Source organism: Streptococcus sp. ELY_90, assembly GCF_058314475.1.
Window position 1 is genome coordinate 14,505 of the sequence record NZ_JBZFUJ010000007.1, and the last position, 13,394, is coordinate 27,898.

General features: G+C 42.4%; 14 protein-coding genes. 1 reads left to right on the forward strand and 13 read right to left on the reverse strand.

Annotation, left to right across the window (positions count from 1 at the left end):
- Positions 1-159: 159 nt before the first annotated feature.
- The 13 genes from AC4HAF_RS05575 to truB all read right to left on the reverse strand — a co-directional run bounded on the left by AC4HAF_RS05575 (position 160) and on the right by truB (position 12,572).
- Complete coding sequence (locus AC4HAF_RS05575) at positions 160-2,706, reverse strand: M1 family metallopeptidase (RefSeq protein WP_491096996.1); 2,547 nt, start codon at positions 2,704-2,706, stop codon at positions 160-162.
- Positions 2,707-2,748: 42 nt separating this feature from the next.
- A complete protein-coding gene (phoU, locus tag AC4HAF_RS05580) occupies positions 2,749-3,402 on the reverse strand; it encodes a phosphate signaling complex protein PhoU (RefSeq protein WP_491091129.1) in 654 nt (217 codons plus the stop codon).
- 27 nt (positions 3,403-3,429) lie between these two features.
- Complete coding sequence (gene pstB, locus AC4HAF_RS05585) at positions 3,430-4,191, reverse strand: phosphate ABC transporter ATP-binding protein PstB (protein ID WP_491091130.1); 762 nt, start codon at positions 4,189-4,191, stop codon at positions 3,430-3,432.
- Between the two features lie 11 nt (positions 4,192-4,202).
- Positions 4,203-5,006 carry a phosphate ABC transporter ATP-binding protein PstB gene (gene pstB, locus AC4HAF_RS05590; RefSeq protein ID WP_491091131.1) on the reverse strand — a complete coding sequence of 268 codons (804 nt, stop codon included), beginning with the start codon at positions 5,004-5,006 and terminating at the stop codon, positions 4,203-4,205.
- Positions 5,007-5,016: 10 nt separating this feature from the next.
- Positions 5,017-5,904: a phosphate ABC transporter permease PstA gene (gene pstA, locus AC4HAF_RS05595; RefSeq protein WP_491091132.1), complete on the reverse strand. Its 888-nt coding sequence runs from the start codon at positions 5,902-5,904 to the stop codon at positions 5,017-5,019.
- On the reverse strand, positions 5,894-6,829 hold the full coding sequence (pstC, locus tag AC4HAF_RS05600) for a phosphate ABC transporter permease subunit PstC (protein WP_491091133.1): 936 nt from the start codon (positions 6,827-6,829) through the stop codon (positions 5,894-5,896). Before pstC ends, pstA begins: the two co-directional genes overlap by 11 nt.
- Before the next feature lie 97 nt (positions 6,830-6,926).
- Positions 6,927-7,790: a phosphate ABC transporter substrate-binding protein PstS family protein gene (locus AC4HAF_RS05605; protein WP_491096997.1), complete on the reverse strand. Its 864-nt coding sequence runs from the start codon at positions 7,788-7,790 to the stop codon at positions 6,927-6,929.
- 92 nt (positions 7,791-7,882) lie between these two features.
- On the reverse strand, positions 7,883-9,196 hold the full coding sequence (locus tag AC4HAF_RS05610; protein WP_491096998.1) for an RsmF rRNA methyltransferase first C-terminal domain-containing protein: 1,314 nt from the start codon (positions 9,194-9,196) through the stop codon (positions 7,883-7,885).
- 54 nt (positions 9,197-9,250) lie between these two features.
- Positions 9,251-10,009, reverse strand: a complete 759-nt coding sequence (locus tag AC4HAF_RS05615) for an inositol monophosphatase family protein (protein WP_491091136.1) — start codon at positions 10,007-10,009, stop codon at positions 9,251-9,253.
- Positions 9,999-10,280 (reverse strand): UPF0223 family protein, encoded by a 282-nt coding sequence (locus tag AC4HAF_RS05620; RefSeq protein WP_491091137.1) that lies wholly within the window; start codon positions 10,278-10,280, stop codon positions 9,999-10,001. The genes AC4HAF_RS05615 and AC4HAF_RS05620 overlap by 11 nt, the downstream gene beginning before the upstream one ends.
- Positions 10,270-10,686, reverse strand: coding sequence for a Spx/MgsR family RNA polymerase-binding regulatory protein (locus tag AC4HAF_RS05625; RefSeq protein WP_491091138.1), 417 nt, complete (start codon positions 10,684-10,686; stop codon positions 10,270-10,272). The genes AC4HAF_RS05620 and AC4HAF_RS05625 overlap by 11 nt, the downstream gene beginning before the upstream one ends.
- Before the next feature lie 56 nt (positions 10,687-10,742).
- Positions 10,743-11,663 (reverse strand): bifunctional riboflavin kinase/FAD synthetase, encoded by a 921-nt coding sequence (locus tag AC4HAF_RS05630; protein ID WP_491096999.1) that lies wholly within the window; start codon positions 11,661-11,663, stop codon positions 10,743-10,745.
- 27 nt (positions 11,664-11,690) lie between these two features.
- The gene (gene truB / locus AC4HAF_RS05635; RefSeq protein ID WP_491097000.1) at positions 11,691-12,572 is read right to left on the reverse strand and encodes a tRNA pseudouridine(55) synthase TruB; all 882 of its coding nucleotides are present in this window, start codon (positions 12,570-12,572) and stop codon (positions 11,691-11,693) included.
- Positions 12,573-12,760: 188 nt separating this feature from the next.
- On the opposite strand from truB, the gene AC4HAF_RS05640 reads away from it, so the two are divergent.
- Entirely contained in the window at positions 12,761-13,273 is a 513-nt protein-coding gene (locus AC4HAF_RS05640) for an NAD(+) diphosphatase (protein WP_491097001.1), read from the forward strand.
- The last annotated feature ends 121 nt before the right edge of the window (positions 13,274-13,394 follow it).

The following is a 13,394-nucleotide window of genomic DNA, read 5'->3' on the forward strand; positions in this document are numbered from 1 at the left end:
TTAAAATTCTCATCACTCTGAGTATCAAAAAAGAGAAAACCAAATTGATTTTCTCCATGCATTAAAATAAATCATCCGCTACAGTTGACAATGAGCCTTGACAATGAGCTAAAATAAAAGTCTGTTTCAGCTGATCTTATTTTCAAGTTTCTCAGCCCATCAAAAATGACCAGTAACGGCTTGCCAAACAGCAGCTTTTTCTCTTTCAATCAAAGCTGTTCTGGCTGCTATTTCTTTGATTCCCATCGTAATATTACGGCTGATAGCCAAATTATCCAACTGTGGTTCAAAGAAAGCTTTATATTCTTCTAAACGGTGTTTGGTTTTAAAGATATTGGCCGGAATAATGACAAAGCTGTCAAAACTCATATCACCGCCAAGCGTATCCTTGATCCACGCCCAATTATCGCGTGCCCATGTCCAAAATGCTTCCTGTGTGAAAGGTTCACTAAGGAAAAGTCTGTACCAGAGCGACAGGTCCTGAGGTTTAATGACATCCTTATTTTTCAGCTGACTCAAAATCCTCTCAAGCGTTGTTTGTGATTTTGTTTGCGCCAAGGCAGCGGCTAACTGCCTGCGGAAATTCCCGTCGTTGGTCAGCACATAAGTATCCAAATAAAGTGTTACCAGATCATCAGTTTCAGCATGCTTGATTTGATTGGTCAAGACAGCGAGCCGGACTGCAGCCGGGATAGATTCGATGTTGCCTTTGTGCCTTTCAAAAAGCGCCTGCGCTTTTTCATTGGCGTCAGGATCATCGGCATAAATCATATTAGCCAGGACAATCTGACGGACCATCTCGTCCTCGTTATTCTCCTGATCTGATTTTTCAAAACCGAGGCGCTGATAATTAGCCTGATAAACATCACGAACCAAGGATTTAAAATCTGCTTCGATTTGGCTGCCTTCCTCTAAGAATCTTTCGATACCGGCTACCAACTGATGGCTTGCCGACATGACCATATAAGAAGTTTCATCTGACAGGCCTGACAAAAGCGCCACCAGTTCCGCGTAAGAAATCTGACCGCTCTCTGCCAGCAGACGGCGCTCTTGAATAATCTGAAGTTTGGAAGTGTGATCAAGACGGTCAAAATCCGCCAGAACAGCCTCTAAAAGCTGACCATCATAATTACTGATATAGTGAGCAGTGTTGCCTGTATTCAAACGCAAAGGCCCTTTATCCTTATTGGCAGCAGACAGCTGACTAAAGTTAGGAATTTCAACTGTCTCTTCTTCCAAGGTATCAGGCAGACCGGACCAATTACTGTTAAGCGGAATTGGCCAAAGACGTCCGGCTTCTTCATAATCACCGATAAAAAATTGTTTTTGCGAAATACGAAGTTTGTCATCTTGGACGGTCAATGTTACTAAAGGATAGCCCGGCTGTTCCAACCAAGCATCCATAAAACCGGCAACATCTTTGCCGGAAGCAGCAGACAGCGCATTCCAGAGGTCGCGTCCGACAGTATTGGCATACTGATATTTTTCAAAATAATTCTTCAAGCCGGCGGCAAAGTCTTTATCTCCCAGCCAGCGGCGAAGCATGTGCATTAAGCGGCTTCCCTTAGCATAGACAATGGCTGCATCAAAGATGGTATTAATCTCATCCGGATGATTAACAGTGACATGCACAGACTGAACTCCATCTGTCGCATCACGTTTGAGGGCATGCGGAACACCGCTTGTCTGGAAGTCCTCAAAAATATTCCAGCTGGGTTCGATCGCATCGACAGCGACGTATTCCATCATATTGGCAAAACTTTCATTAAGCCAAAGATCATCCCACCATCTCATGGTAACTAAGTTGCCGAACCATTGGTGGGCCAGCTCATGCGCAATAACAAGCGCCACTTGCTGGCGGCTGCTTGCTGTTGAATTGTCGTCAACTAAGAGATAAACTTCTCGGTAGGTAATCAGTCCCCAATTTTCCATAGCCCCGGCAGAAAAATCCGGAAGAGCCAGATGATAAGACTGCGGAATTGGGTACTTAACGCCAAAGTAGCCTTCGTAAAAATCAATCACACGAACAGCAACGTCTAAGGCAAAATCAACTGAGTCGCTGTTTTGGGCTTCAGTTGCAAAGACACCCACTTCTGTACCATTCTTTGTGCGAGCCTTTTTCCCATGAAGACTGCCAACAGCAAAAGCCAAAAGATAAGAAGACATTCTTGGAGTTGTATCAAAGGTCCAGACACCCGTTTCCTCACGGCGGCTGATATTAATTTCGGGCATATTAGAGAGGGCGATATCGCCCTCTTCCTGATCAAATTTCAGTGCTAAATCAAAGGTAGCCTTTGCTTCCGGTTCATCAATGCTTGGAAATGCTTCACGGGCAAAGTGGCTTTCAAACTGCGTTGAAACAATCTCCTTTTTAATCCCGTTAACAGTATAATAAGAAGGATAGATGCCTGTCATATTATCTGTAATCTCACCTGCAAATTCCAATACCAGAGTCATGCTGCCGGTTTCAGGGAGCTCAATATGAACAGCCTCACGGTCATTGTCCAGTTCGTAAACCAACTCAGTATTATCCAAAAGAACAGAGCTAATCGTCAAATTTTTCTGATGCAGCGAAATCACATTGTCAAGTGCTTCTCCGTTAATGGCTACGTTACCGGAGAAAGTTCTTTGCTGGCGGTTAATGTCTAGAAAAATATTATAATTTTCAGGCACAAACTTTTCAATAAAGTGTTCTACAGATTCCATGTATCTCCCTTATTATTTCAAAATTTCTAAATTATTATTGTATCATAATTCAATGATTTTTCCAGTTTTAAGATAGACAATCCATTCACAGATATTGCGTGCGTAATCACCGATTCGTTCCAGGTACATCAGCACTTGGAAATACTCCTTGCCCGCAAAAGCAGCATCTGGTGTCTGCTTAATTTCTTCGACTGCCAGATTTTGGATATCTTTAAAATAATTATCAATCACTTCATCCGTTGCTGCGATTTCATAGGCTTTATTGTCATCACCGTTGATATAGGCATTCAAGGCATCCTCTACCATACGCTTAACAGCCTTGCCCATTTCACTGATTTTTTCTTCTACATCAAGCAGACGCTCTTCGCCCTTCATGCGGATAGTCGCCTTAGCGATTGACGAAGCATGGTCTCCCATTCGTTCAATATCGCTCGAAGCTTTGAGGACAGTGATAACTGTTCTCAAATCATTAGAGACAGGCTGCTGCAAGGCAATGATTTCCAGAGACTTTTTTTCAAGTTTCGTTTCATATTCATTTACCACATCGTCATCAGCAATAACTTCTTTGGCCAAATCGCGGTCGTGGCTGACAAAAGCTCGCACAGTCTTATTGATCTGTGCCAGTACTTCTGTACCCATCGCGTAAAATTGATTGTGTAATTTATCTAATTCTTCTTCAAATTGCGATCTTAACATTTTCTCATCTCTTTTCTATTGTTACTTTTATCCAAACTTACCTGTAATGTAATCTTCGGTTTCTTTTTTCTGTGGATTCAAAAACATTTCTTTGGTATTGCCGTACTCAATCAAATCTCCCGCAAGGAAAAAGCCGGTTCGGTCTGAAATACGCGAAGCCTGCTGCATGGAACGCGTAACGACAATCATCGTATACCTTTTTTTCAGATCATACAGCGTATCTTCGATTTTTCCTGCCGAAATAGGATCCAAGGCCGAAGTCGGCTCGTCCAGCAGAATAATCTGCGGGCTGGTTGCCAAAACTCTGGCAATGCAAACGCGCTGCTGCTGCCCGCCGGACAAACCAATGGCCGAATCGTGCAGGCGGTCTTTAACTTCATCCCAAATTGAAGCACCGTTTAAAGATTTTTCAACAGCTTCATCAAGAACTTTCTTGTCCTTGATCCCCTTTAAACGCAAGCCGTAAACAACATTTTCATAGATGGTCATCGGAAAGGGATTGGGCTGCTGGAAAACCATACCGATTTCCTTGCGCAGCTCTACAGTATCTGTCCGCGGACTGTAAATATTGTGTCCATTGTACATAATAGAACCTGTGACAGTTACTTCAGGATTGATATCTCCCATGCGGTTGATGGCACGCAGCAAAGTTGATTTGCCGGACCCTGACGGACCGATCAAAGCAGTGATTTCCTTAGGATAGAAATCAATGGAGACATTATTAAGTGCTTTCTTTTTACCATAATAAACAGACAAATCAGTTACTTTTAAAATAGGTTCTTCTGTCATCGCTTTCCTTTCTATCCAAAGTGTCCGGACACATAATCGCTGGTTGATTTTAATTTCGCATTCTGGAAAATATTATTTGTCGTATCATACTCAATCAAATCTCCCAAATAGAAAAAGGCTGTATAATCACTGGCGCGGGCAGCCTGCTGCATGTTGTGAGTTACGATGATAATCGTATAGTTTTTCTTTAGATCAAACATCGTTTCTTCCAGCTGCATTGTTGCCACTGGATCAAGAGCCGAAGCCGGTTCGTCCATTAAAAGAATATCAGGTTTCACCGCAATCGCCCGAGCGATGCACAAGCGCTGCTGCTGTCCTCCGGAAAGAGTAAAAGCAGACTTATGCAAATCATCCTTAACTTGCTCCCAAAGCGCCGCCTGTTTAAGAGAAGTCTCAACAATTTCATCCAAGACTTTCTTATCTTTGATACCGGCACGTTCATAAGCAAATGTGATATTTTTATAAATCGATTTAGCAAAAGGATTCGGTCTTTGGAAAACCATGCCAATGTGCTTGCGCATTTCATAAACATTGATATTGGGAGCATTGACGTCAATCCCCTCATACATGATTTCTCCGGTTACTTTGGCAATATCGATAGTATCATTCATTCGATTGAGACTGCGGAGAAAAGTCGACTTACCACAGCCTGACGGACCGATTAAAGCTGTAATTTTATTCTTTTCAAACTGCATATCAATCCCGTTGATAGCCTCATTGTCACCGTAATAGACGTGCAGGTCTTTGGTTGACAAAGCAAGGTTCCCTTCCGGGAAAGTAATAATATGCCGTTCATTCCAATTATAATCTGCCATTTGTCCTCCTTTAGGCTGCTGAGGTCAGCTTAGCATGCAGTTTTTTACCAATATAGCGTGCTGACACATTAAAGATAAGGATAAAAACAAGTAAAACTGCCGCACTGCCTTCAGATACTTTAGTTGCGTCCGGAATCGTTCCTTCACTATTAACCTTCCAGATATGGACAGCCAAGGTTTCCGCCTGACGGAAAATTGAAATCGGACTCGTTGTACTGAGCGGATTCCAGTTTCCCCAATCCAGAGCCGGCGCAGACTGACCTGCTGTATAAATCAGTGCTGCTGCTTCCCCGAAAATACGGCCGGAAGCAAGTACAATACCAGTTACAATACCGGGAAGTGCTTCAGGAATAACGACATGAAGCACTGTTTCCCAGCGTGAGATTCCCAAAGCCAGACCAGCTTCGCGCTGAGTGTGGTGAACATTTCTCAAACTGTCTTCAATATTGCGCGTCATCTGCGGTAAATTGAAAACGGTCAGTGCCAAGGCACCTGAAATGATGGAAAAGCCATATTGAAACTGGACAACAAAAATTAAATATCCAAAAAGGCCGACAACCACGGATGGCAAAGAAGACAAAATTTCAATACAAGTACGGATAAAGTCTGTCAGGCGGCCTTTTTTAGCATACTCAGACAGATAAACACCTGCTCCCAATGACAAAGGGATGGAGATAATCAGTGTTACTATTAAAAGAAAGAAGGAATTATAAAGCTGAATGCCGATACCGCCGCCGGCTTCATAAGAAGATGAGCGGCCTGTCAGGAAGTGCCAGTCAATGCTTGGAATGCCCCGAACAAGAATAAAAAGCAGGAGCGATGCCAAAATCGCAATAATAATACCGGCAATGGTATATAAAATACCAGTAACTAATTTATCCAGTTGTTTAGCGTGCATAATTTTTCTTACCTTCCCTCGTAATAAATTTCATCAGCATATTAAAGGCCAAACTCATAATCAGAAGGACTAGGGCCAGCGACCAAAGAACATTATTTTGAACGGTTCCCATGACTGTATTTCCGATGCCCATTGTTAGAACAGACGTCAGAGTAGCCGCAGGTGTTGTCAGAGAAGTTGGGATGACTGCTGAATTTCCGACAACCATCTGAATAGCCAAGGCTTCACCAAAGGCGCGAGCCATTCCAAAAATGACTGCGGTAAAGATACCTGGTTTTGCTGCATTTAAAATAACACGCCAAATCGTTTGCCAGCGGGTTGCCCCCATAGCAAGACTGGCTTCCTTATAGTGCCTTGGAACAGCCTTTAAACTGTCAACAGTCATAAAGGTTACCGTCGGCAAAATCATAACGAACAGAACAAAGACCCCGGACAAAATACCAAATCCTGTGCCGCCAAATAAGGTTCTGACAAAAGGTACGACAACCTGCAAACCGATAAAACCATAAACAACAGATGGAATCCCAACAAGCAGTTCTACAACAGGCTGAAGAATTTTAGCACCGTATTTAGGCGAAATTTCAGTCATAAAAACTGCTGCTCCGATGGCAAAAGGTGTTGCAATCAAAGCGGATAAAATGGTAACGATGAAAGATCCTAAGATCATCGGCAGAGCTCCCAGCAAGGGTTTTCCGTCCGGTCCTTTAACATTAGGCTGCCACTCCTTCCCAAAAAGAAATTTGAGAGGACTGATTTTATCCACAAAGAAAGTCGACAGACCTTTTTGAGCAACAAAAATAAGAATCATTGCAACGATAAGGACAATCAAAGCCAGACAGCAAAAGGTAATTGTCTTACCGAATTTTTCTAAGCGGGAATTTTTAGAAGGGGATGTCAGCTTTTTAACCAGTTCTTGATTTTTCATGATTCCTCCATACATCAAGATAAGGACTTTGAAAAGCAATAAAAGCAGCTGAGCAATTCGGCTAAGCAGCTTTTACGCCTTTCACTTGTATCATTTATTATTTAGCTATTATAGTACCGTCTGCACTCTTAACAACTTTCATGTCATTAACAGAAATGTAACCCATTCGAGGGACGATGCTCTTTTGCACCTCATCACTCATCATGAATTCCAAAAATTCCTTGGTTAGACCTTTAGCTTTTCCTTTGGTATACATGTGTTCATAAGACCAAAGCGGCCAGTCGTTGGTGGTTACATTTTTTACAGTTGGTTTAAAACCATTCAATTGTATCGATTTTACTGAATGATCAACATAAGCAAATGCCAGATAGGAAATCGCACCCGGAGTCTGTGAAACAATTGATTTTACCATACCGTTGGAATCTTGTTCCTGACTTTGCTTGGCATCTTTTCCGTCCATGATGACACTGTCAAAGGTTGCCCGAGAACCGGAGCTCGCAGCTCGGTTAATAATCGAAATTTCTAAATTCTGACCGCCGACTTGTTTCCAGTTGGTATATTCACCGGTAAAAATTTTTCGCAGCTGTTCAACAGTTAAATTTGAAACTTTAACATTTTTGTTGGCAATAACAGCAATTCCGGCAACTGCAACCTGATGGTCAACCAGCTCCTTGGCATTGATTCCGTCTTTTTCTTCGGCAAAAAGGTCACTGTTGCCAATCTGAACAGCACCTGACTGCACCTGCGAAAGTCCTGTACCGGAACCGCCGCCTTGGACATTGATAGTTTTACCTAAATTAGACTGAGCAAACTCATCTGAAGAAGCCTCTACTAAGGGCTGAAGGGCTGTTGAGCCGACACTGGTGATCGACTGTCCCTTATCAATCCAGCTGGAACAGGCTGCTAAGCTCAGACTGACTGCGGCCAGTACCAAGGATAAAACTATTTTTTTCTTTCTCATTTACTTGCTTTCCTTTCCTAATCAATTATAACAATAAAATAAATGAAACGGTTTGCAATTGTAAAATTTTTTTAAAATGTATTCTATAACATTTATACTTGAAAACGAAGCCCTTTAGGAAAATAATTCTTTAGCGTATTGCCTGTTACCTTGGCAAAACCCAAGCCATTCCCATTTATAAGAATTTGATACCAGCCCTTTTCATAATCGTGCGAGAGGGGCAGAACATTTCCGGAAGCGTAAATTCCAAACTGTTCTACATCAATTTCAAGAGACTGTACCACCTCATCTTTTTTCAATGCCAGCCCCAGGGCGAAAGACGGCTCAAACCGGTCTTTCTTAAAGGTCCCTAAATGCAGGCCGTTTCTTGCAATCTTCAATTTGGACAGGTCGGGCAGCCCTTGCGGTAGTAAATAAAGCTGGCTGCCAAAGGTTTGGTATAGGCCTTCTAATTTAACTTTAAGATGTTTATCAGCAAAGGTCTTCCAGAGTTTTTCCTGATCTTTTTTCAAATGCGTCTTAGCAGTTTTTGACAGAGCAGAGGGCTGAGACGGCCGTTTATCCCGAAGCTTAGCCACAAACTGGCCTTCCCCTTTAAAGCGATGGGGATACATCCTGGCAGCTTCTGGCATATCAATGCCTTCGGTCATACCATTGATTTTGGGAATGTCTTCCAGCTCCAGATAATCATACTGTGAGAGCAGCCAGCGGACAACATCCTCGTTTTCTTCCGGCGCCCAAGTGCAGGTTGAATAAAGCAAACTGCCACCAAAAGCCAGCATTTTTACAGCTTCCTGCAGAATCTCTTTTTGAAGTTCGGCACATTCTGCCGGGTAATCTTCATGCCAATAGTTTATAGCGGACGGGTCTTTTCGGAACATTCCTTCACCCGAGCAGGGTGCATCTAAAACAATAAGATCAAAATAATGGTCAAAGGTCTGCGCCAGATTTTGAGGACTTTCATTGGTAACAATGACATTTCTGGCACCAAAACGCTCTACATTTTCTACGAGAACTTTGCTGCGCTTTTTAGAAATCTCATTGCTCACCAAAATGCCCGTATTATCCAGATAAGAAAGCAGGTGCGTCGTTTTTCCTCCCGGTGCCGCTGCCAAATCAAGTACTTTCATTCCTTTTGCAGGTGCTGCTGCCTGGGCAACCATTTGGGCAGCCGGTTCTTGAGAATAGACCAGTCCTGAAACATGCTCAGCAGACCGGCCGGAAACCTTGCCGTAATGACCCCAAGCTGTAGTGGGAATCGGATCCTCAAATGGAATCTGACTGCTCTTTAAAGGATTGGTTCGAAAAGCAGCAACTGCTTCTTCTTTGAAACTTGCGAAAAAATCTTCGGCTTCGCTTCCTAGAATGTTTTGATATTTTTCTACAAATTTTTCAGGTAATAACATATAAATAATCTACTTTTATTCCTATCCAAGACAAATCCCCTGTCGGATAAGATACTATTTAATATAGTTTTGGATTTCGTTTAATTTAGCCTTAGGAACAAACATGACCATCTGCCGGCTTTTGTAGTCGGGTTTATGACCGTACAAATCAAGAACAGTGTAGCCCAGTTTTTCCCCCATGATACTGCCTGCAGCATAATCCCAGGGAGCAATATTGGAAAAATAGGCCATAAAACGTCCTTCTAAGACGCGGCAAATGCTGAGCCCGGCACTGCCAATCCCGCGGATTCCCAACGTATGGCGGCCTAAATCAGCTATACCCATAATATTTTGGGCACACATGGCACTGTTGGCGCCGATTAACGAACGCTTGAAGGGTCTGTCTTGAAAAGAACGCAAAGGCTTAGCATTAGCAGTCACTTCAAATTGACCGCCGCCGCTGTAAAGAACATCATTCATAACATCATAAATGAGTCCGAATTGACCGACGCCATTTTCATAATAAGCAATCATAACAGCAAAATCGCAGCCCTGGACGATAAAATTAACGGTTCCGTCAATCGGATCCAAAACCCAGACACGGCCATCCTTGATATCTGACACAAGACCGTCCTCTTCTGCAAAAAAATGATCCTCCGGATAAAGACTGTGAATCCGTTCAACCATTAATTCCTGAACAGCCTTATCTAAATCGGTAACCAGATCGTCAAAGCGTGACTTTTCTTCAATCACCAAATCGTGCGTCATGTTATCACGAATATAGCGTCCTGCTTCATAAATCAGTTCTTTTGCAAATTGAAATTTAGTTTCCAATAGAGATAAATCCTTTCTCTTTAGCCTTTGCCGCCTGAACTGCACGGTAGACAGAATAGCCGCTGACCTTCTCAAACTCACGGTCGATTTGCTTTTCCTGCGATTTAGTGCTGACAACTGTCTTATATGTCCTGTAGCCTTCTAAAAGGAGGGCAGCCTCAACCTTGCTTTCGTAAGCCTTTTCGATTAAATTTAAAAAAGAAAGCACTGAGGTTATTTCTTCAGTGCTCCACGATAAATCTAAAGGATAAGAATAGTTTTTATGACTCATCTTCTTCCTCTGTTTCTGCTTTAATCGTTGCCTGACGCAGTTCCTGCTTGCGGTAATCTCGTGGTAAAAAAGCCCGAATCTCATCTTCATTAAAACCAATCTGCATGCGCTTATCATCCATAATAATGGGACGCCGAAGCAGACTGGGATTTTTAGAAATAAGGTTGATCAACTCAGAGACAGACAATTCATCCACATCAATATTTAATTTTTGAAAAACTTTTGACCGGGTTGAAATAATGTCTTCGGTTCCGTTTTCTGTATAAGAAAGAATTTTCAGTAAATCATCACGGCTTAAAGGGCTTGTGATGATATTGTGCTCTCGAAAGGCAACATCGTGTCTATTTAACCAAGCCCTTGCCTTGCGGCAGCTTGTACAGCTGGGCGATAAAAATAAGGTAATCATAACCTACCCCTTTATTCATACTCGCTTTTTATTATACAAGATTTTAAGTGACTTGGCTATGCTTTTCCCCAATTTAGGGCAAATTCTTTATCTATTTCAAGCTGTTTAACTAAGTCATCAATACCGTTAAATTTGACCATTTCACGGATTTTATCCAGCCATAAGACTTCAATTGTTTCTCCGTAGATATCTCCGTCAAAGTCAAATATATTGGCTTCTAAGCGCAGCTCTGTTCCGCCAAAGGTCACATTTTTGCCGATGCTGGTCATGGAGCGGTACCGTTTTTCCCCCACCAAAACATCGGCCACATAAACGCCGTCTGCCGGCAGATAGGTGCGATCAATAGGTGCCAGATTGGCCGTCGGAAATCCGATCGTCCGTCCTCTGGCATCACCGTGCACAACAATCCCTCTTGTTGAAAACTCATAGCCTAAAAGCTGATTAACCTGAGCAACATCTCCCTGACTGATCAAGCGGCGCACTCGAGTTGAGCTGATTTTTTCCCGCTTATACTGTACCTCAGGCACCGTGATGACTTGACCGGAAAAATTGCGTTTAAGGTAATCAGCGTCTGTTTTATTGTGCCCGAACTTATAGTCAAAGCCGACAACAACAGCTCTGGCTTGAAGGGCATTGATATAGTCATTGATAAAATCATCCGAACTGGTTTTGGCAAAGGCCGAAGTAAAATCAGTCAGATAAAGATCATCAACCCCATACTCTGCAAACTTGGCATAACGTTTTTCGGGATAATTGATATGATTAAGCAGCTCCGGACTGAAACGCGAAAAAGCCAGCTGAGGAGATTCCGGAAAAGTAAGCACAGTGATTTTCAGTTTTTCCTTCTCCGCCAATATTTTTGCTTCCTCAAACAGTTTCCTGTGTCCCTTATGAAGGGCATCAAAATAACCTAAAACCAAAACTGAAGGCTCCTTGCGGCGGATATCCTTATGGCTGCGAATTCTAAAAATATTCATCTTCTATCATCTTTCTAAAGCACATTTTTACAGAAAAACCTTTTTGGGTTTATAAAAAGATTCTCGTTTTTCTAAAACAGCGACAAGCTTATTTTCATAAAAGGCAGCCAGCAGCTCATCTTTTTGGAGCAGACTGATTCGTCTGCCAAAAGAGATCTCTTTAACTTGTTCCTTACTTAATTCTGCCTGCGGCAAAGATAAAACACCGTATTCAATGGGCAAAATAAAAGAAAAATCACCGGCTGCTGCCTTGTCAGCAATCTCATTTAAACTCAAAGCATCTTCTAATTTTAAACCGGCTGAAGCAGTCCTTTTAAGGAAAGATATGTGGCTGGCATAGCCGAGCCTGGCTCCTAAATCAACGGCCAAAGTCCTGACATAAGTTCCTTTGCTGCAGACAGCTCTGAAAGCAAAAGAACACAGACCGTCTTTAAAAATCAAATCACCGATACGCTTAAATTCATAAATGGTCACCTGACGCTCGGGCCGCTCAACAGTTTCACCGGCACGCGCATAGTCATAAAGTTTACGGCCGTTGACTTTCACAGCCGAATACATAGGAGGAATCTGATTGATCTGCCCGACAAAGGCTGACATGGCTGTATCAACAGCTTCTGCTGTTAAATTTTTATCAACCGGCGTTCTCTCAACAATTTCACCGCCGGCATCTTCTGTCGTTGTCGAAAAACCAAGGGTTATCTGCCCCTCATAGACCTTGCCGGAGTCTGTCATATATTCCAAAACACGGGTCGCCTTGCCCAAAGCAACAGGCAGCACGCCAACGACATCGGGATCAAGCGTCCCCCCGTGGCCGATTTTCTTTTCCTGCAATATTTTTCGAAGCTTAAAGACCGCATCATGCGAAGTCATTCCTGCTTCTTTTTTGAGATTGATAATTCCTGAAATCATAATTCCTATTATAGCATAGATTGCTGACAGCCGGCCAATTGAAAACTTTTAGCAGCCACCTGCACTCACAGCTCTTACCTAATGGAACAATTTTATTTGTGCTCTGCAGGCTTAAAGCAGCAGCAGCAAAACCTGGAATAATTTACGAGAGCTGTTTTTTCTGTTAAAATAAGGGCAAAGGAGCTCTTATGACTTATCCTATTCAGAAATTTTGCACAGAATGCGGAACAAAATTACAGCCTAAGTTCTTAGAAAACGAAGGCCTCATTCCATACTGCGAGAAGTGTCAGGCCTTTCGCTTCCCTATTTTTAATACAGCCTGCAGCATGATTGTTCAAAACGAAGATCAAACTAAAATACTGCTCATCAAGCAATACAGCAGACCGGATTACATTCTGGTTGCCGGTTACATCTCTCAAGGCGAAAGTGCCGAAACAGCTGTCAAGCGTGAAATTAAAGAGGAAACCGGTCTTAAGGTGACATCGCTTCATTTTAACCAGAGTCAGTATTTTGAAAAATCCAACACGCTCATGCTTAATTTCGCTGTTACTGTTTCAGGCAGTCTTACTCCCAACAGTGAAATTGATGATTGGGCCTGGTTTGACTTTGACAGAGCCAAAAAAGAAATTAAAGACGGCAGTTTAGCCGAAAAATTTTTACTGGCCTATCTGGATAAGACACATAAATCATTGCAGGGCTAAGCAAAAGCTTATCAGCAGCTTTGCTTTTTTCATAATTACTAAAGTCACTGACATAAAAACGAATAGCTGTTTGGACATTCACCAGACAGCTATTTTTTTGACTTCTGTTTCCTTAATTTTT

What these genes read in the sequence shown, in the direction of transcription:
- AC4HAF_RS05575 (WP_491096996.1), bottom strand. Translation starts at nt 2,706, where the DNA reads ATGGAATCTGTAGAACACTTTATTGAAAAGTTTGTGCCTGAAAATTAT.
- phoU (WP_491091129.1), bottom strand. Translation starts at nt 3,402, where the DNA reads ATGTTAAGATCGCAATTTGAAGAAGAATTAGATAAATTACACAATCAA.
- pstB (WP_491091130.1), bottom strand. Translation starts at nt 4,191, where the DNA reads ATGACAGAAGAACCTATTTTAAAAGTAACTGATTTGTCTGTTTATTAT.
- pstB (WP_491091131.1), bottom strand. Translation starts at nt 5,006, where the DNA reads ATGGCAGATTATAATTGGAATGAACGGCATATTATTACTTTCCCGGAA.
- pstA (WP_491091132.1), bottom strand. Translation starts at nt 5,904, where the DNA reads ATGCACGCTAAACAACTGGATAAATTAGTTACTGGTATTTTATATACC.
- pstC (WP_491091133.1), bottom strand. Translation starts at nt 6,829, where the DNA reads ATGAAAAATCAAGAACTGGTTAAAAAGCTGACATCCCCTTCTAAAAAT.
- AC4HAF_RS05605 (WP_491096997.1), bottom strand. Translation starts at nt 7,790, where the DNA reads ATGAGAAAGAAAAAAATAGTTTTATCCTTGGTACTGGCCGCAGTCAGT.
- AC4HAF_RS05610 (WP_491096998.1), bottom strand. Translation starts at nt 9,196, where the DNA reads ATGTTATTACCTGAAAAATTTGTAGAAAAATATCAAAACATTCTAGGA.
- AC4HAF_RS05620 (WP_491091137.1), bottom strand. Translation starts at nt 10,280, where the DNA reads ATGAGTCATAAAAACTATTCTTATCCTTTAGATTTATCGTGGAGCACT.
- AC4HAF_RS05625 (WP_491091138.1), bottom strand. Translation starts at nt 10,686, where the DNA reads ATGATTACCTTATTTTTATCGCCCAGCTGTACAAGCTGCCGCAAGGCA.
- AC4HAF_RS05630 (WP_491096999.1), bottom strand. Translation starts at nt 11,663, where the DNA reads ATGAATATTTTTAGAATTCGCAGCCATAAGGATATCCGCCGCAAGGAG.
- truB (WP_491097000.1), bottom strand. Translation starts at nt 12,572, where the DNA reads ATGATTTCAGGAATTATCAATCTCAAAAAAGAAGCAGGAATGACTTCG.
- AC4HAF_RS05640 (WP_491097001.1), top strand. Translation starts at nt 12,761, where the DNA reads ATGACTTATCCTATTCAGAAATTTTGCACAGAATGCGGAACAAAATTA.